The sequence below is a fragment of the Hymenobacter metallilatus genome (genome assembly GCF_003944705.1).
In the GTDB taxonomy this organism is placed as follows: domain Bacteria; phylum Bacteroidota; class Bacteroidia; order Cytophagales; family Hymenobacteraceae; genus Hymenobacter; species Hymenobacter metallilatus.
Genome location: NZ_RWIS01000019.1, coordinates 55,784 through 73,606 on the forward strand (window position 1 = coordinate 55,784; position 17,823 = coordinate 73,606).

Below are 17,823 nucleotides of genomic sequence, written 5' to 3' on the forward strand. Positions count from 1 at the left end.
AGGAGCCCCGCAAAGCTGCTGCTACAACCAGCAACAACGCCGCGAAGTTACGAAGCGGTGAAATGGTGAAGGGTGAAATTGTGAAATGCGCCGTAAGTAATACTATGCCTGCCGCCTTCGGGTCAACGCCAAATTCGCAACTTCACCTTTCACAACTTCACTACTTACTCTTTCGCCAGCTCGGTGGCGCGGTGCTGGGCGGCTTTGATGCCGGCAGTGAGCGTTTCGGCCAGGCCGCCGGCCCTGAACTCGCGCAGGGCGGCTTCGGTGGTGCCGCCTTTGGAGGCCACGGCGGCAATCAGCTCGTCGGGGGTTTTGTCGGAGGTGTTGAGCAGATGGTAGGCGCCCAGCATGGTTTGCTTAACGAGCAGCCCGGCCACCGACTCCGAGAAGCCCAGTTCCTGCCCCGCCCGCATCATGGCCTGCACAATGTAGTAGAAGTAGGCCGGGCCACTGCCGCTCAGGGCCGTTACGGCATCGAGCAGGGCTTCATCTTCCAGAAAAATGGAGCGGCCGGTGGCGTTCAGCAGATTTTCTACCTGATGCAGACGGCTGCGCTCCACCTCCGGCGAGGCCGAAAACCCGGTGATGCCCATACCCAGCAGGGCCGGCGTATTGGGCATGGCCCGCAGCACCTGCCGGTGGCTCAGCTCGCGCTGCAGCCGTGCAATAGGAATACCGGCCATAATAGATACCACCACCTGGCTTGGCTGCAGTACCGCTTGTAAGCTCTGGGCTACTTTCCCAAAGTCCTGTGGCTTTACGGCCACCAGCACCACATCGTAGCCCCCAACCGCGGTGTCCAGCTCCCCGGCTGGCAAGCCCGGATGTGCGGCCGTAAGGCGCTGACAGTGCTCAAGGTTGCGGCCCAGCAGCAGCAAATCGGAGCGGCCGACCAGGTTGTAGTGCAGAAAGGATTTGGCAAAGGCCATGCCCATGTTGCCGCAGCCCAGAATAGCAATGCGTAAGGGTGTCATAAGCAGGGAAAGGGAAGCACGCATCCCATGTGTTGTCCTCAACATAAGCAGGAATGAGGAAAAACACGCAACCGGTGGCACCTGTCAGTTGGTACGGTCCCTGGCAGCTGCCCCCCCAAACGGGCCCGCGGCGGGTTAGTCAGGTTTAACCTCTATATTTCGCTGCTCATATATTCTCTTCCCTTCACCGCTATGAAAAAACTCGTAACACTCCTGCTTAGCACCTCTCTACTGGCCACCTCCTGCGAGCAGGCCCAAAAAGCCAAGGAATCGTACTCCGCCATTTCCAAGCTGAAAGAAGCCGGCGAGAAAATGGAAACCACTATGAACGAAGCCAAAAGCCAGCGGGAAGAGCGGGTGAAGCGCGGCGACACGCTTTCCATGCCCTACAAAGACTTACAGGCCTATCTGCCGGCTGAGGTCAGCGGCTTCACGGCGGCTAACCCCACTGGCCAGTCCATGAAAATGAGCGGCATTGCCTTTTCTACTGCCGGCCGCGACTTTACCAAGGACAGCGTGACGGTAAAAACCGAGCTGATTGACTACAACGGCGCCAACCAGCTCTACCAGGGGGCATCGGCTATGCTGGGCCTGGGCCTGGAAAGCGAGGATGACGACCAGCTGACCAAATCAACCACGCTGGGCATCAAGGGAGCTTCGGGCATGGAAACCTACCGCAAAAAGGACCGGCAGGCCGAGCTGATGCTGGCTGTAGGCGGCCGTTTTTTGGTCAAAATCACCGCCGACAAACAACCCGACCTGACGCTGGTAGAGTCGGTAGCCAAACGCATGGACCTGGAAAAGCTGGCGGAAATGTAGGTGTGTTATGTGTCATTGCGAGCTGGAGGCGAAGCAATCCTTCCTTTTCGCAGTTAAAAGCTCAGAGAAGCAAAAAGCCCCCGACGTCCGTGCTGGCGTCAGGGGCTTTTTGCATTTCAGGGCTTGCCTCTTCGTGAAGGACGGATTGCTTCGTCGTGCCTCCTCGCAATGACACGCTCACCGCTTGTGCTGAAACCGTTGCGTGGGCTCCCAGACGGTGGTTTTCACGCCCCCCAGAAACCGCCAGAATCCTACCAGCAGCGCCGCATTCATGCTATAGAAATGCGTGACGAAGCGCAGCAGGCGCGAATGAACCCCCAGCCGATGCAGGGCGCCATCGAGCAACAGAGTGGCCGGAGCCGCCAGCTGCCCAACCAGCATGAACTGATAGAACCAGCCGCCCCCACCCAATACCAGCACTACGTTACAGAGCAGCATGAGCAGCAGTAGCAGCGGCGTAAGCCAGCGCAGCACCTTGTGCGACCAGTACGCGAAGCTCAGGCCCCGCCAGGGCGGCCACAGCAGCCGCCGGAATGCCACCAGATTCTGGAAGTTGCCGGCCGAAATGCGGGCTTTGCGCCGAAACTCCTCGGGCAGCTTGTCCGACACGTCTTCGTGGCATACGGCCGCCAGTTCGTTGATGGCCTGGTAGCCATCCTGCAGCACGGCCATCGAAATAAAGAAGTCGTCGACGATAAACGACACCGGGGCCGGGTGGTAGCAGGCGCGGCGCACGGCAAAGCAGCCCCCAAAGGCCCCAATCATACTGCCCCATACCACGCCCTCCTGGTACTTAATCAGGTTTTCGCGCTCCAGATAGGCCTTTTCCTGCCCCGAAATGCCTTCTTTGCGGTGGTCGGTGTTGAGGATGTTGCCCCCCACCTGCCCAATGGCCGGGTTACGGAAGTGCTTGACTAAGTGGTAGAGCGTATCGGGGGTGAAGAAAACATTGGCATCGGTGAGCACCAGCACGGGGGCCGTGGCTTCGCGGGCCAGGGCCTCTATCACGCCGGGCTTGCCGGTGCGCTGCCCGAACGGCCGGAACCGCAGCTGCGGGTGCTGCCGGGCCAAGCGCTCCACCAGGGCGTTGGTGTGGTCCTGGGAGTTGTCGGAGCCGATGTAGAAGGTGAGCCTGTCGGGCGGGTAGGTGGTGGCGAAGGTGGAGCGGATTTTCTCCTCAATTACCTGCTCCTCGTTGTACACGGCCAGCAGAATATCCACCGCGGGCAGGTCGGGCGCGCCTGGCTCGTAGACCTGCTGATTGGGGTGGCGGCCCCGGGCCAGGCGGGCCAGCAGCAGCGGAAACCCCACGTAGGTGTGCGCCACCAGTCCCAGCCCGGCCCAGAGGCCTATGGCAGCTCCGGCCTCAACGAGCGGCGGCACGGGGCGCGGGCTGAAGAATGGTGTACAGGTCGAGGAAGCTTTCCACCACCCGGCGGTTGTCGTAGAGCCGGGCAATGGTGCGGGCCGCTTCCTGGCCGATGGCCTGCTGATCCAGCTCGCCGCGGTAGTAGCGGCCCAGGCGCTCTACCCATTCCGTGGGCTCATCACAGAGCACAATGTCAAACCCGTCGCGCACATGAATGCCTTCCGAGCCCAGCCCGGTACTCATGATGCACTTGCCCAGGGCCATGCCTTCAATGATTTTGATGCGCATCCCGCCCCCACTCAGCAAGGGTACCAGCATCAGCTCATACTCCTGCATAAACCGCGCGGCCGACTCCACGAAGCCGTGCACCGTTACGCCGGGCAGCTGCAGGTTGCGGATGCGCTCCGGAGTGTCTTTGCCCGCAATGTGCAGCTCCAGCTCGGGGAAGCGGGCTTTGGCCTGGGGCCATACCTGCTGCAGAAACCAATCGAGGCCTTCCAGGTTGGGCAGCCAGTTCAGGGAGCCAATCATGAACAGCGTGCGGGGCCGGGGCCGGATGGCCGGGTCGGGCCGGAACCGGTCCAGGTCGACGCCGGCAGGTACAAATACTACAGGCTCCGGGCAGCCCAGACGGCGCAGGCGTTTCTGATCGGGCTCGGTAATGGCCGCCACGGCCTGAAAGCGGGGCAGCATGCGGTGTTCAAACTGCTGCAGGCGCCGGGCCAGATGCCGCAGGTACACCCGCTTGAGCACGTTGTTTTCCCGCTCGGCCAGCATCTGCCAGATGGTATACTCCACGTTGTGGGCCCGCAGCACCACCGGCAGGCCCGGAGCCAGCCGCTCAATGGCATCTACGTACCAGGCCACAAACGTGCCCTCTACCTGCACGGCATCAAACTGCTCCTGGGCCAGCAGCTCGGCCAGCCGAGCCTCTACGGCGGGGCTCACAAACCGCTCCACGTTGTAGGGCAGCCTGCCCAACAGCAGGTTGCGCAGGGCCCGTACCGGCGAAAGACTGGTGTCGACGTCCACGGTAACAAGGCGCACCCGGGGGCCCAGGTGGCTGAGGGCGGTACTGGGCTGCTGATGCTTAGGCGTGTTGAGGGCCAGCACCGTCACGCGGTGCCCGGCACGGGCCAGGCCGGCGGCCACGTCGTACATGGCAATGGCGCCGCCGTCGTGGGGCGGATACGGAACACGCGGGCAGAGCTGCAGAATATGCACGGACAGGGAGCGGGCTGGTAGGCCTGCAAAACTACGAAGGGAAGGCCGGGAACCTATTACTTTCCCGGGCCGCCTAGGCTGTGTGGACAGTCAGGTAAAAGGCCGTCATGCATTTTTACTTGACTGTCCATACACCCTAGCTCAGCTGCTGAAACTGATCCAGCAAGGTCATAATCTGGGCTTCCGTACCCAGAAACAGGAAAATGTCGCCGGGGCCGGGAATAATATCAGCTGAGGGACTCACCGTAAATTCGCCGCGCTGGTGCTTGAGGCCGATGACGGTGGCCCCGGTGCGACTCCGGATGTTCAGGTCCCGGATGCTGAGGCCGCGCCACTCGGGCCGCAGCTCGTCGTAGCGCAGCTCCTCCAGCCGCAGCTTGTTGGGTCCCAGGCCCGAAATCATATCCAGAAACCGGATTACCTCGGGCCGGGTGATGAGGTTGGCCATGTGGGAGCCTCCTATTTCGTCGGGCATTACCACCGAGTCGGCGCCGGCGCGCAGGAGCTTGGTTTCGGAGCTTTTGAGGCTGGCGCGAGCCACAATGGTAATGCCCGGCGCCAGCTCCCGGGCCGTCAGCGTCACGAACACGTTATCGGCATCCTTGGGCAGGGCCGTAATCAGGGCCCGGGCCCGGTCGACACCGGCGGCGCGCAGGGTTTCATCCAGCGTGGCGTCGCCGTACACTACCGGTATGGCCTCGCCGGTGGTTTCGGTGGCTTCCTTGAGCAGCACCTCGTTTTGCTCCACCACTACCACGTGGGCCCCGCTGGCCCGCAGCTCGTGGTAGGCTTTGCGCCCGTTGCGGCCAAAGCCACACACAATTACATGGTCGGAGTAGCGGCGAATTTCCTGGTCGTTTCTGAGCATAGCAAACATACTGCGCAGGCCCCCGTCGAAGATGTAGGTGGTCAGCACCGACAGCAGGTAGGCCAGCATCAAGAGGTTGAAGAAGATATAGAACGAGACGAACAGCCGCCCGGCCGGCGACAAGGGGTGCAACTCCCCGAAGCCCACCGTCGAGACGGTTATCATCGTCATGTAAAAGGCGTCCACGAAGGTGAACTTCTCCAGCCACATAAAGCCCACCACTCCCGCCGCGAAGCTGATGGCCGTGAGGCTGAGCGCGCCCACAAACCGGCTCAGGTTGAACCGGTGCCAGATGTCGCGCAGGTAGCGTAGGGCGGCGGGCGGAAACGTCGGAAGAGGCATACACAAAGATAGGGAGCCAACTCCCTGACATTCCTTTCTTCAGTCGGGATGACAGATTTGCCTATAAAGCCGCCCGCGGAATAACGGTGCCCAGCATGTTGGCGAGCTGGTTGTCCATCTGCTTGAGCAGGTGGATGGTTTGCAGGTTTTCCATCATGCTGGCCTCATCGGCGGGGTGGCGCAGGGCTTCCAGGCGCACGGCCAGCTCCCGCTCCACGTTCACTTTGTTCAGGCGCAGAATGGCATTGTCGCAGGCGGTTTGCAAGAGGTCCAACTCCCGGGGCACGTAAATCTGGTGGGTGGTCCAGTTGGGGCTCAGCTCGTATTTCTCGGTAGCCAGCTCGGCCACCAGGCTGCGGATATCGGCGCGGCTGTGCTGAATGAGGGTGCGCACCTCGGGCCAGCGGCCCTGCTCCAGCTCCTGCCGGCACAGGTGCAGCATATCGGCGTAGAGGCCGGTTTTGAAGTTGGTGTCTTCCAGCTGCTCCAGCAGGTACTGAGCCACCGATACCTCCGGGGCCAGGGGCTGGGGCGAATACAGCAGCAGCAGGCGCACCACTTCCCGCTCGCACTGGGCCAGCACATCGGGCACGGGCTCCAGCTCTTCCGGGGTGAGGGTTTGCAGGTCGCCGCCCCCGCCCATCAGGTCCTCGGGCGAAGCGCCGTACATCAGGGCTTCGGCTTCTTCCTCGGGCGTTAAGTTTCTGGTTACTGGTTGCGGGTTTCTAGTTGCCGGCTGGCTGCCATAGCCGCTGCCCGTTGTCGGCGCGGCCCCGCTCCCACTGCTGCTCTGGCCGCCGGCGGCTTTGCCGGAGGCGGTGCGCACGAGCTTGTTGTACTCCGTAATAAGTACCTGCTCGTCAATACTGAACGCCTGGGAGGTCTGCTGCAGAAACACCTGCCGCTTGATGGGGTCGGGCACTTTGCCGATGCTTTGCAGCACTTCCCGGATGGCTTCGGCCTTCTTCACCGGGTCCTGGGCAGCTTCGCGCGAAACCAGGTCGGTTTTAAACTGAATAAAGTCCTGGCTGGCACCTTCAAGGTGTTCCCTAAAGCGTTGGTCGCCGACTTTACGAATGTAGCTGTCGGGGTCGTCGCCGTCCGGGAACAGTACCACGCGCACGTTCAGGCCGCCTTCCAGCAGCATATCAATACCCCGCAGCGAGGCCCGGATGCCGGCCGCGTCGCCGTCGTAGAGCACCGTCACGTTGTCGGTGTACCGCTTAATCAGGCGGATTTGCCCGTCGGTGAGGGAAGTACCCGACGAGGCCACCACGTTCCGGATATCGCCCTGGTGCAGGCTCAGCACGTCCAAGTAGCCCTCCACCAGATAGCACAGCTCCTCCGTCCGGATGGCCTGCCGGGCTTGGTAGAGCCCGTAGAGCACATCCGACTTGTGGTAGATTTCCGACTCCGGTGAGTTGAGGTACTTGGCTGTTTTGTCGTTGGGCTTGAGCGTGCGCGCTCCAAATCCAATTACCCGGCCCGACACGTTATGAATCGGAAACATCACCCGGCCCCGGAACCGGTCGTAGCGGCGGCCGGTGTCCTGGCCCTGGTCGTCTTCGCGCCGGATAACGAGGCCGGTTTTTTCCAGGTATTTCTGCTCGAAACCCGCCGCCGTGGCCGATTTCAGCAAGTCGTCCCACTGGTCCAGCGAATACCCTAGCTCGAAGGTCTTGATGGTGGTCTGGTTGAGGCCACGCTGGCGCAAATAGCTCAGCCCAATGCCCTGGCCCTCGTCGGTATGCAGCAGCAGGCGGTGGTAGTGGTCCTTGGCCCAGTTACTCACGATGAACTGGGAGTCCTTTTCGTTCTGGGCCAACTGCTGCTCGGGGGTCTTTTCCTCCTCCTGAACATCAATGCCGTACTTTTTGGCCAGGTATTTCAGGGCCTCCACGTAGCTGGTGCCCTCAATATCCATGATGAACTGCACCACCCCGCCTGCCTTGCCGCAGCCGAAGCACTTGTACAGGCCCTTGGCCGGGGCCACCGAGAAGCTCGGCGACTTTTCGTGGTGAAACGGGCAGCAGGCCCACATATTCTGGCCCTTCCGCTTCAAGGAAACGAAGTCCCCCACCACCTCCACAATATCAGCGTGGTGGATAATCTGATCTACGGTTTCCTTGGGGATGCGGGCCATACTGCCGGCAAAGGTAGGCAGGAAGTAGCGCGAAGTTGACAGGAAAGTAGCGCGCAGCTCCGCTTCGCGCACGAGCGAAGCGAGTTCCCACGCGCCCGCACCCGTACGCCCGATACTCGCTTCGCTCGTGCGCGAAGCGGAGCTGCGCGCTACTTGATGGCAGCCGCTAAAAATTGCGGCTGGCGGTAGTTTCAGGAATGACAACCACGTAATCGAAACCCAGAATAGTAGCCTGTAGCTCCTGCTCGCCCACGGCCATACCCTCGCGCAGCAGGGCCCGGCGCAGCGGCCGCACGTCAAACACCTGCCAGTCGGTTCCGTTGGGGGTAGCCGCCATGAATGGCCGCACCATGGCCGCATCGGCGTTGGAGTAGTGGGTCACGTTTTTGCTGAAATCCTCCGGGTGCTGGCCTCCCACCTGGGTCCCCTGCTTACCAATGATAAAGATGTGCAGGGTTTTCTGGTCGTGAACTTCGGCCAGGTTCAGCATCAGGTTGCCCACGTCGTACACGTCGCCCCAGATGCTGCGGCCCCGCCCCATGTGGTAGGCGCCAAACTTAAACAGCATGGGTGGCAGTGCCTGCTGCGGCAGCTGATACGGCTGCAACTCCCGCAATAGGTTGCGCCGCATCAGGTTGATGCGGGCCTGGTGGCCGCCGGGCAGCCCGGCGGCATTGGTACGGAAGATGGCCGCGCTGGCCGCCAGATCCTGCAGCAGCATCTGGGCCGCCGGGGGCTCGCTACGCATCAGCCGACGAAGGCTATCCAGCAGGGCAGGCCGCAGGTGGTTGATGGTGATATTCTCGTAGGCGCCCGATACCAGGACGGCCCGGTCGTGGGCCTGGATGGCGGCCGCTTGCCGACGCACGTAGGCCCTGGCTGATTTGCTGCTCGTCTGGTCGGCCAGCAGCGCCAGCAGGCGGCCCGTGGACGCAAAGCCAGCCTGCTCGATGCCCAGCAGTGCCGTACCGCGGGCCTGCAGGCTGCGGGCCAGCTCAAACTCCTCGACCCAGCTGTAAAACGAAAGCGCCATAGGAAACCGCCGACTGAAAGCGGTTGGTAACCCTGGCTGGGCGGCCAGCCGGCTTACATCCTGGGCCTGATACCGGTCTATTTCTGCCACATACAGGCGGGGGTTGAGCACGGCCGCCACGGCCTGGGCAAACGGCGGAATCTGGGCGGTGCCGTGGTCTTCCCCCAGCAGCACCACCGTGCTTTGCCGGATGTCCTGCTGCAGCTTGTCCCAACCGGGACCGGCCAGCCGGGCACCTGTTTGGGTGAGTGTGTACTGATGAGTACGTAGCAGGCGCTGAAAAGTGGTATCAGAGGATATCTGGGCCTGCGCTGGCAAATGGCAGGTGGCCAGGGCTGTAGCCGCACCAAGCCCCAGGCGGCGGAGCAGTAAGGAGAATTCGGGCATAGTAGTCTGAGAAAGTACTAGATCAGCAAGGCGGCACCGGCAAGCGCACCGGCCTCTGGAAATGTGGTGCCATGTTACGGAGGATTGCGGAACGGCGTCCGTACCACCCGCAAACTGCCGGCCTACAGGCAGCACATTGGTCCCCGCAGCCAGCAACGGGGCCAGATGCTGAAATAACCGGCCGGGTTGCCTCCGGACCCCGCAGGAAGGCCCCTGCTTAGCTGCTGCTTGTTACGGGAGCCAGGGTTACGCACCTCCGCAACCGCCGCCCCGGTTTCCGGGTTATCTTTGCGCTTTACCTTTGCTTTTCTCCCCACGCATATAACCTATGGCACCCATCACCAAAGAAGCCGTCCTCAAGGCCCTGAGCTACGTGGAGGAGCCCGATCTGGGCAAGGACCTCGTGACGCTCAACATGATTGAAGACGTGCAGATTACCGGCCGCACCGTCTCGTTCACGGTGGTGCTCACCACGCCGGCCTGTCCCCTCAAACAGCTCATTCACGACGCCTGCGAGCGGGCGATTCACACGATGGTGGATGCGGAGGCGGAGGTGGTTATCGTCATGACCTCGCGCGTGACCACCATGCGCCAGAACCGCGACCTGCTGCCCGGCGTGAAGAACATCATTGCCATTGCCTCAGGCAAGGGCGGCGTGGGCAAAAGCACCGTTACGGCCAACCTGGCCATTGCCCTGGCCAAGTCGGGCGCCAAAGTGGGCCTGGTAGACGCCGATATTTCGGGCCCCAGTATGCCGCTCATGTTCGGGGTGATGGATGCCCGGCCCCACGTTTTTCAAGGGCCCGATGGCAAAAACCTCATTCAGCCCGTGGTGGCCCACGGCGTGAAGCTAATGAGCATTGGTTTCCTGGCCCCGGCTGAGTCGGCCATTGTGTGGCGGGGCCCCATGGCTTCATCGGCCCTCAAGCAGTTCATCACGGAAGTGGACTGGGGTGAGCTGGACTACCTGCTCCTCGATATGCCCCCCGGCACCTCCGACATCCACCTCACCATGGTGCAGACGGTACCCGTGACGGGCTCCCTCATTGTAACCACCCCGCAAAAAGTGGCCCTGGCCGACGCCGAGAAAGGTTTGCAGATGTTCCGGCTGCCGCAAATCAACGTGCCGGTGCTGGGCATCGTGGAGAACATGGCCTGGTTTACGCCCGCTGAGCTGCCCACTAACAAGTATTTCATCTTCGGCGAAGGTGGAGGCGTGGCCCTGGCCGAGAAGCATGAAGTACCGCTGCTGGGTCAGATTCCGCTGGTGCAGAGCATCCGCGAAAACGGCGACCAGGGCACGCCCGCCATCCTGGAGGAAGGCACGCCGGCCGCCGCCGTGTTCGAGCAGCTGGCCGAGGACCTGGCCCGGCAGGTGAGCATCCGCAACGCCATGGCCCCGAAAACGAATATCGTGGAAATGAAGTCGTAGTTGACGGAACGACGGAATAGATAGCCCGTCCTGCTGAGCGAAGCGGAGCGTAGTAGAAGCATCTCTACCGCTTCGTTGCCATGCCAGTAATTAGCCAGAGGTAGAGATGCTTCGACTCCGGCTCCGCCTTCGCTCAGCAGGACGGTCTATTCCACACGTTTTTCCCTGAACTTCTCTCCACTCCGGCCGGTTTATCGTTGCGTCGGCTGAATGTTCTACCTTTGCGTTGCCGCTGCTGATAGGCAACTCGCCGCCCAACCAGCGTGAAACCCAGTGAAATTCCCGTTATGACCGTATCACCCGCCGTGGAAACCCATCCGCTCCTGCCCCGCATCGAACAGGCCCTGGACACCATCCGGCCCTACCTGGCCGCCGACGGAGGCAACGTGCGCGTGCTGGACATCACCCCGGACATGGTGCTGCGCCTGGAGCTGCTAGGGGCCTGCGGCACCTGCCCCATGTCGCCGATGACGCTGAAAGCCGGTGTGGAGGAATCGGTGAAGAAGGCCGTGCCCGAAATCCGCGCCGTGGAGGCCATCAACCTCACGCCCATGTCGGCGCAGCCCGCCGGCCAGACCGGCCACCCCGTATCACCGGCCCCGGTGCCGACGCCGCAGTTCTAAGTTTCTGGAGTTACATACAACAGCGCCCCGCTCCTGCCGGTTTTCCGGTCGGGGGCGGGGCGTTGCGGGTTTTGGGTGAAGGCGGATTCTGGTATTATCCAATTCCTGTTTCCCGTCTATTCTCCAACTCTTCAATATCTGTTAAATCTTTGGGGCGAGCATTTTCAACTTTATCAGTTAGCAAGTCATTGTAACCGATGAAAGCAACTTTAATACCGGCCAGATCCACTGTTTCCCTATTTACAAAAGCGGCTGTAAACCGTATCGAAGATTTTAGTTCAGGAAGTAAGTCAAGGGTGAAATCCTCGAACTCATATCTAAAGAATGACTTTTTTGGATTAGGCTGCTGCTCATTTCTGAAGCGTGAGATATCCTGGCCGAGAGCCTCCAAGGCATCCAATAAATTGAAATAGTTGGTGTAGGATGGGTTATACCAGAAATCTAAGTCCGGCTTTTCTGCAATTGCCCCAGATGGAAGGGTAGAATATCTGAAGTATCCGTGTAGCGCAACAGCAGTACCACCAACCAGCATGTATTCTACAGAGTGTTTTTGCAGTACCGCACAGACTCTTGAAATAGCCGCTAAAAGATTATTTTCCACTCACGACATGCTTGTTCTTTACTGAAACGCTTGTTCTCAGCGAAGCCAGTAATTCCTCAAATTCAATCATTTTCCTACTCGGCTCAGAAGAATTACCGGACTTGTTTTCTGCCTTCAGAGCACTAAAGCTATTATGTCGGGTTAATTTTTCCATGAGTGCGAAGACATTGCGTTTAGTATGCTGCGCCACTACTTGAACGGCACTCCGTCAGATACTGTTCGGCTTCACCCTCCAAAAAGCGGTTATCTGCTGGCTTTATAAAGATAGCACCTTCTATTCGTTCATCCATCACCCTCCGCCGGCCTCATTCCGCCCGCTGCCGCTACCTTTGCCGCTCCTACCATCAACCACCCTTCCCGAATGGCTAACCCCAACGACCCCGCCCTGCACTCCTGGATTGATATTGCCCCCGGCAGCGACTTTCCCATTCAGAACCTGCCGTTCGGCGTGTTCGAGACGGCGGAACGGGGCCCACGGCTGGGCGTGGCCATTGGCGAGTACGTGCTGGATCTGTACGCCGTAGCCCAGTTCGGCTTTTTCGATGATCTGGAGCTGGGCGCAAAAATGCCCAAAGTATTTCGTCGCCGCTCCCTCAACCAGTTTATTGCCCTGGGTCGGCCGGCATGGCGGGCCGTGCGCCAGCGCGTTTCGGAGCTGCTGCGCCACGATAACCCGGCATTGCGGAACCAGGAGGAAGCTATGCGCGAGTGCCTTGTGCGCCAGAGTGAGGTACGCATGTTGCGCCCCGTGAAGCCTCAGAACTACACCGATTTTTACAGCAGCATTGAGCACGCCACCAACGTGGGCATCATGTTCCGGGACCCGGCCAATGCCCTGCTGCCCAACTGGCGCCACATCCCCATTGGCTACCACGGCCGGGCCAGCAGCATTGTAGTAAGCGGCACCGATATTCGTCGGCCCAACGGGCAGCGCAAGGCCCCCGATGCCGCCGCGCCCAGCTTCGGCCCCTCGCAGCAGCTGGATTTTGAGCTGGAAGTAGGCTTTATCGTGGGTAAGGGTACGCACCTGGGCGAGACAGTACCGATTCAGTACGCCGAGGAGCATATTTTTGGGCTAGTGCTGTTCAACGACTGGAGCGCCCGGGATATTCAGAGTTGGGAGTATGTGCCCCTGGGGCCATTTCTGGGCAAGAGCTTCGGCAGCAGCGTATCGCCTTGGGTGGTTACGCTTGATGCGCTGGAGCCTTTCCGGGTGGCCGGGCCAGTGCAGGAGCCTGAGCCGCTGCTGTACCTGCGCCAGTTGGACAACCACAATTTCGACGTACACCTGGAGGTGGCCATTCAGCCCGAAGGGGGGCCGGAAACCACCGTGTCGCGCTCCAATTTCGGGCTCATGTACTGGAGTATGGCCCAGCAGCTCACCCACCAGGCTTCCAACGGCTGCAATCTGCAAGTGGGCGACCTGTACGCCTCGGGCACCATTTCGGGGGCCACGCCTGACTCCTTGGGCTCTATGCTGGAGCTGGCCTGGCGCGGCACCCGCCCCCTGCCCCTGGCCGACGGCTCGGAGCGCAAGTTCCTGCTCGACGGCGACCGGGTAACCATGCGCGGCTACTGTGAGAAGGATGGGCTGCGTATCGGGTTTGGAGAGGTAACCGGCAAGGTGCTGCCGGCTCCTGCCGGCTAGCAAACTTCTTGACGGTTATACTTGAAATCCCACCCGTTGGCCCGCATTGCAGACCAGCGGGTGGGATTTCAAGTATAGCGGAGAGCTGCAGAGGTTCGGCTCGGCTAAATGGCTGGCTCCATTTCCTGCTGCCTGCCAGTGTGCTTAGCAGTAGTACCCTCAGGCTTTGCCATCCAGTGTTGGCAGCCCAACCCATTACAGCAGAACAGGGCGAGTGGAAAACTCGTCGTGGCGCAGCCCTCATGGGTACTGCTCCGCCCCCCGCACCCCCCTGTACCCTCGCATCGGCCGGCTTGGTTTGCCACGGCACTTATCGAGTGAAAAAAAGCTCCTGCTGAGCTTAAAGCCAAGCTCAACGCTAACAACTTTACTTTTTACCGGCTAGTATACCCTGCTACGTACCCACTCGTGGCCAGGTGCAGTAACGTGGTTCAGCCGCTTTCTGCTGCGTGGGCACACATCCACTCATCTAATACCAGCCTATATGTTAGCAATGGAGTACCGGGGCCCTAAGCGGGTCCGCGCCACTCAGAAACCGATGCCCGAAATCAAGCATCCGCAGGATGCCATTGTGCGGGTACTGCGCACCTGCATCTGCGGGTCCGACCTGCACCTGTACAACGGCAACGTGCCCGATACCCGCGTGGGCTCCACCTTCGGCCACGAGTTTGTGGGCGAGGTGGTGGAAGTCGGCTCCGAAGTCACGAAGCTCAAAACCGGCGACCGGGTGATTGTGCCCTTCAACATAGCCTGCGGCGAGTGTCACTTCTGCCGCCAGGGCATGTTCGGCAACTGCCACGAATCGAACACCGAGGCGACGGCCGTGGGGGCTATTTTCGGGTACTCACACACGGCCGGCGGCTTTGATGGCGGCCAGGCCGAGTACACCCGCGTGCCATATGCCAACGTAGGGCCCACCATCATCCCCGAAGGTATGGACTTGGATGATGCCGTGCTGCTCACCGACGTGGTGCCCACCGGCTACCAGGCCGCCGAAATGGCCGGCATCCAGACCGGCGACACGGTGGTGGTGTTCGGCGCGGGCCCCATTGGCATTATGGCGGCCCGATGCGCCTGGCTGTTTGGGGCCGGTCGCGTCATCATCATCGACCAGGAAGACTACCGCCTGGAGTTTGCCCGCAACTACTCCTACTGTGAGGCGTACAACTTCAGGGAGATGAACGACCCGGTGGTGTTCATCAAAAAAATAACCGACTGGATGGGAGCCGACTGCGTGATTGACGCCGTAGGGGCCGAGGCCGCCGGCAATGCCATGCAAACCATTACGGGCCGCAAACTACTGCTGCAGGCGGGCTCGGCCACGGCCCTGCATTGGGCCATCAACTCCGTGAAAAAGGGCGGAGTGGTATCTATTGTAGGCGTATATGGCCCTACCGATAACCTGATTCCGATTGGTAATGTGCTCAACAAGGGTCTGACCATCCGGGCTAACCAGGCCTCCGTGAAGCGCCTGCTACCGCGCCTGATTGACCACGTGCAGAACGGCGTTTTGAACCCCAAAGGCCTGATTACGCACCGCCTCCCGCTGGAGGAAGTGGCCGACGGCTACCGCATGTTCTCAGCCAAGCTGGACAACAACATCAAAACCGTGCTGCTCCCTCCTACCGCTAACCAGTAACGCTGCCCCATCATGGAAAACAAGACACTAGACCCTACCCAGATTAAAGGCTGGGGCATAGATGCTGACCCCAAGAACGACCCCACCTATCCCATGCGGGACCGGATGAACGTAGGCCAGGACCCGGATAGCAAGCACCGCCCCGACTCCCTGCAGCCCGTGGACACGGAGGTGCTGCGCTCCATTGAGCGGCCCAACGTATCGGCGGTGTTTGGCACGCCGGCTCCCCCAACGGGCCTCAGTGGCCTGATCCGACGGGCGGCGTTCAAATACAGCGAGAACCGTTACCGTCATTGGTTGCCGCTCATTGTGGCCGACCGGGTGAATGTGGTGGAAGGCATTGTGAGTGACCTGGCCCACGGTAAAGTGCCCAACATCTGGGCCGAGAAAGGCTACAATGTAGAGTGGAAGCACAACCGCTCAGCCTTTATCACGAAGATGTCGCTTATTGCCGCCGCCACGGCCGGCGTGGTGCTGTGGCTGTCCTCGTCATCAGATAGCAAAAAGAAGCGTAGGCCTGAACCGCGCAATTACCTTAGCCGGTTTTAACCAGGTGCAGCCTGCAAACCCAAAATGCTTACAGTTATCTTGTTGAAGCAGCTCCACTGCTTCGTCTGAGCCGTTAAACGAAGCGGAATATATGCTTCGGCAGGCGGACGCCAGATGAAGCATGAGCTTCCACGAATTGCAAACTAATTTTCAGGCGCAACCTTGTTAGCGCAGCGAATTACTGTAATACCTCAAAAAGCCACTGCTGAATTGCAGTGGCTTTTTTGCGCTGTACCCAGTTCTAACTGCCAACTCTCTCTGCTTAAAGCATGCAGCCAGTACAGCTGATAATTTGTAGTCATGACCCTACTCAGCGTAAAGGGTTATATGGAGTATAGGTACCCTTGGTCTGGCAAATAACAGCGCTTGATATGTAGTTGTGCAACCAGCCGAAAACAAGCATTGAACTAGCAGTAAGGCACACGGTGTAACCGATAATCCCTAGCTTTGCCGACTTTTTGGGCCGCCTGGTCAGTGAGTACCTTCCCTATTTCTGTCTTTTGTTCTGACCCGCGTTGTAACACACGGCTTATGCTTTTTAACAGCTACATCTTCCTCTTTTTCTTCCTGCCGATTCTGTTGCTCGTGTACTATGGGCTGCTGAAAACCATCAAGGCCCGCAATGCCTGGCTCACGCTCATGAGCTACGTATTCTATGGCTGGTGGAACCCCGTGTTCTGCCTGCTGATGATGGCCTCCACCGCTTCCGATTACGTGATTGGCAAGTACCTGTACAAAACCGAATCGGAGAGCAGGCGCAAGCTGCTGATCATATTCCCATCATTAGCTTTATTGAATATTTAATACTCATGCCATAAGCTACTATTTAGTAATTTTTACAATTTTTCTTTCTTTCGAATTACGAGCAAAATGTCATTAAAAAGCGTAAAATACTTTCCAGCCCTCACTGGATTAAGAGCAATAGCAGCCTTCATGGTATTTTTCCATCATTTCAATCCAATAGATAATAAGTCTTATTTATCATTCAAAATATTCGACCAAGGAAGCATTGGCGTATCTGTATTCTACGTTTTGAGCGGCTTACTTATTGCCTCTCGGTATCAAAACCGCATTGATACATCAATCCAATGGTGGAAGACTTACATGCGCAATAGATTTGCCAGGATATACCCTTTATATTTTCTTCTATTATTACCTACTATAGTACTAGGCTATCTATATCCTTACTCCTATGTAATGCACTTAGATGATTGGGCAGCCTATACTAATGTACAAAAAGGGGTTGTAACTTTTTTAAACCTGACTTTACTAAAAGGATTTTCTGAAAGCTTTAAATTTTCAGGCATCGGACAATCGTGGTCATTAACGGTTGAGGAATGCTTCTACATATCAGCCCCTTTTATAATCCTGTTTGCAAGGCGAACAAAATGGTGGATGTTAACCAGCGTATTCGCGCTAATAACCACAGGCATTGTATTAACTTCAATATTTTCACACAAATATATGTACGGATTTTTTGGCTCGTATGAATTTTTGTTTAATTATACATTTTTTGGAAGATGTTTCGAATTCATTTTAGGAATGAAATTAGCTTCTTTATTAAGAATAAAAGAATTTAATCATGGCGCCAAATTTACACTAATTGGCGTTTTATATATTTCTTCAATAATTTTTCTTGAAGCCTACTTTAACATTGAAAAACAAAGTTACAATGGTATAATAATTAATAATCTAATTCTTCCTTTTGGAATTTGTTTTTTATTATTTGGCTTGGCAACCGAAACAACTTGGCTGTATAATATTTTGTCCGGTAAAATATTCGATTTACTTGGAAAAAGCTCTTATGCTTTTTACTTAGTTCATATGGGATTTGCAAGCATTATATTAGATCATTTCAATATACAATTGCTATGGAAGTTTTTTACACTGAATATAGTTGCTATTTTTTTATATAAAGTAATTGAACATCCTGTACACACTTGGATTGCGGGAAGAAAGAAATAACACAGTTTATGACCCTATCAAGTTGGCTTTTGTTAGAAGCTTTGTAGAGCAAGTGGCTAATATCATGACAGATATTTGGTGGTGGTCTAAGCTGTGGTGCATCGTCGGTTGTGCTCGTCAATGACGAGTTGAATGCGCACGTGGTGCATGGCCAAGCAGCGACTGAACGAGCAGGTCTTGCGCACCAGCACGGCGCACCGTTGG

General features: G+C 58.1%; 15 protein-coding genes. 8 read left to right on the forward strand and 7 right to left on the reverse strand.

The features are described from left to right. Positions 1-164: 164 nt before the first annotated feature. Entirely contained in the window at positions 165-977 is an 813-nt protein-coding gene (gene proC, locus EI290_RS21080) for a pyrroline-5-carboxylate reductase (protein ID WP_125433627.1), read from the reverse strand. A gap of 192 nt (positions 978-1,169) precedes the next feature. Here proC and EI290_RS21085 point away from each other — a divergent pair, with 192 nt between their 5' ends. Then, the gene (locus EI290_RS21085) at positions 1,170-1,796 is read left to right on the forward strand and encodes a hypothetical protein (RefSeq protein WP_125433628.1); all 627 of its coding nucleotides are present in this window, start codon (positions 1,170-1,172) and stop codon (positions 1,794-1,796) included. A gap of 177 nt (positions 1,797-1,973) precedes the next feature. Here the strand turns inward: EI290_RS21085 and EI290_RS21090 are convergent, their stop codons facing one another. From EI290_RS21090 to EI290_RS21110, 5 genes are all read right to left on the reverse strand, one after another. Further along, a complete protein-coding gene (locus EI290_RS21090) occupies positions 1,974-3,179 on the reverse strand; it encodes a glycosyltransferase (RefSeq protein ID WP_185817106.1) in 1,206 nt (401 codons plus the stop codon). Then, entirely contained in the window at positions 3,163-4,389 is a 1,227-nt protein-coding gene (locus EI290_RS21095) for a glycosyltransferase family 4 protein (protein WP_125433630.1), read from the reverse strand. Before EI290_RS21095 ends, EI290_RS21090 begins: the two co-directional genes overlap by 17 nt. A 136-nt stretch (positions 4,390-4,525) precedes the next feature. Further along, complete coding sequence (locus EI290_RS21100; protein ID WP_125433631.1) at positions 4,526-5,599, reverse strand: potassium channel family protein; 1,074 nt, start codon at positions 5,597-5,599, stop codon at positions 4,526-4,528. Positions 5,600-5,660: 61 nt separating this feature from the next. Further along, complete coding sequence (gene dnaG, locus EI290_RS21105) at positions 5,661-7,814, reverse strand: DNA primase (protein WP_317127485.1); 2,154 nt, start codon at positions 7,812-7,814, stop codon at positions 5,661-5,663. Between the two features lie 94 nt (positions 7,815-7,908). Next, positions 7,909-9,162 carry a hypothetical protein gene (locus EI290_RS21110; RefSeq protein ID WP_125433632.1) on the reverse strand — a complete coding sequence of 418 codons (1,254 nt, stop codon included), beginning with the start codon at positions 9,160-9,162 and terminating at the stop codon, positions 7,909-7,911. Between the two features lie 328 nt (positions 9,163-9,490). Between EI290_RS21110 and EI290_RS21115 the strand changes: the two genes are divergently transcribed. Continuing rightward, the gene (locus tag EI290_RS21115; protein WP_125433633.1) at positions 9,491-10,594 is read left to right on the forward strand and encodes an Mrp/NBP35 family ATP-binding protein; all 1,104 of its coding nucleotides are present in this window, start codon (positions 9,491-9,493) and stop codon (positions 10,592-10,594) included. A 287-nt stretch (positions 10,595-10,881) separates the two neighbouring features. Then, entirely contained in the window at positions 10,882-11,217 is a 336-nt protein-coding gene (locus EI290_RS21120) for a NifU family protein (RefSeq protein ID WP_125433634.1), read from the forward strand. Between the two features lie 94 nt (positions 11,218-11,311). Here the strand turns inward: EI290_RS21120 and EI290_RS21125 are convergent, their stop codons facing one another. Continuing rightward, positions 11,312-11,818: a hypothetical protein gene (locus EI290_RS21125; RefSeq protein WP_125433635.1), complete on the reverse strand. Its 507-nt coding sequence runs from the start codon at positions 11,816-11,818 to the stop codon at positions 11,312-11,314. Positions 11,819-12,179: 361 nt separating this feature from the next. Between EI290_RS21125 and fahA the strand changes: the two genes are divergently transcribed. The 5 genes from fahA to EI290_RS21150 all read left to right on the forward strand — a co-directional run bounded on the left by fahA (position 12,180) and on the right by EI290_RS21150 (position 17,619). After that, positions 12,180-13,466, forward strand: a complete 1,287-nt coding sequence (fahA, locus tag EI290_RS21130) for a fumarylacetoacetase (protein ID WP_125433636.1) — start codon at positions 12,180-12,182, stop codon at positions 13,464-13,466. A 484-nt stretch (positions 13,467-13,950) separates the two neighbouring features. Continuing rightward, entirely contained in the window at positions 13,951-15,105 is a 1,155-nt protein-coding gene (locus EI290_RS21135) for a zinc-dependent alcohol dehydrogenase (protein ID WP_125433637.1), read from the forward strand. Between the two features lie 12 nt (positions 15,106-15,117). Continuing rightward, on the forward strand, positions 15,118-15,654 hold the full coding sequence (locus tag EI290_RS21140; RefSeq protein WP_125433638.1) for a hypothetical protein: 537 nt from the start codon (positions 15,118-15,120) through the stop codon (positions 15,652-15,654). Positions 15,655-16,185: 531 nt separating this feature from the next. Next, entirely contained in the window at positions 16,186-16,458 is a 273-nt protein-coding gene (locus EI290_RS21145) for a hypothetical protein (protein ID WP_125433639.1), read from the forward strand. Positions 16,459-16,524: 66 nt separating this feature from the next. Next, a complete protein-coding gene (locus EI290_RS21150; RefSeq protein WP_125433640.1) occupies positions 16,525-17,619 on the forward strand; it encodes an acyltransferase family protein in 1,095 nt (364 codons plus the stop codon). Positions 17,620-17,823: the final 204 nt, after the last annotated feature.

Excerpts from the sequence above, each read along its gene's own strand:
- EI290_RS21110 (WP_125433632.1), bottom strand. The coding sequence starts at position 9,162 with ATGCCCGAATTCTCCTTACTGCTCCGCCGCCTGGGGCTTGGTGCGGCT.
- fahA (WP_125433636.1), top strand. The coding sequence starts at position 12,180 with ATGGCTAACCCCAACGACCCCGCCCTGCACTCCTGGATTGATATTGCC.
- EI290_RS21085 (WP_125433628.1), top strand. The coding sequence starts at position 1,170 with ATGAAAAAACTCGTAACACTCCTGCTTAGCACCTCTCTACTGGCCACC.
- EI290_RS21120 (WP_125433634.1), top strand. The coding sequence starts at position 10,882 with ATGACCGTATCACCCGCCGTGGAAACCCATCCGCTCCTGCCCCGCATC.
- EI290_RS21150 (WP_125433640.1), top strand. The coding sequence starts at position 16,525 with ATGTCATTAAAAAGCGTAAAATACTTTCCAGCCCTCACTGGATTAAGA.
- proC (WP_125433627.1), bottom strand. The coding sequence starts at position 977 with ATGACACCCTTACGCATTGCTATTCTGGGCTGCGGCAACATGGGCATG.
- EI290_RS21115 (WP_125433633.1), top strand. The coding sequence starts at position 9,491 with ATGGCACCCATCACCAAAGAAGCCGTCCTCAAGGCCCTGAGCTACGTG.
- EI290_RS21140 (WP_125433638.1), top strand. The coding sequence starts at position 15,118 with ATGGAAAACAAGACACTAGACCCTACCCAGATTAAAGGCTGGGGCATA.
- EI290_RS21135 (WP_125433637.1), top strand. The coding sequence starts at position 13,951 with ATGTTAGCAATGGAGTACCGGGGCCCTAAGCGGGTCCGCGCCACTCAG.
- EI290_RS21145 (WP_125433639.1), top strand. The coding sequence starts at position 16,186 with ATGCTTTTTAACAGCTACATCTTCCTCTTTTTCTTCCTGCCGATTCTG.
- EI290_RS21100 (WP_125433631.1), bottom strand. The coding sequence starts at position 5,599 with ATGCCTCTTCCGACGTTTCCGCCCGCCGCCCTACGCTACCTGCGCGAC.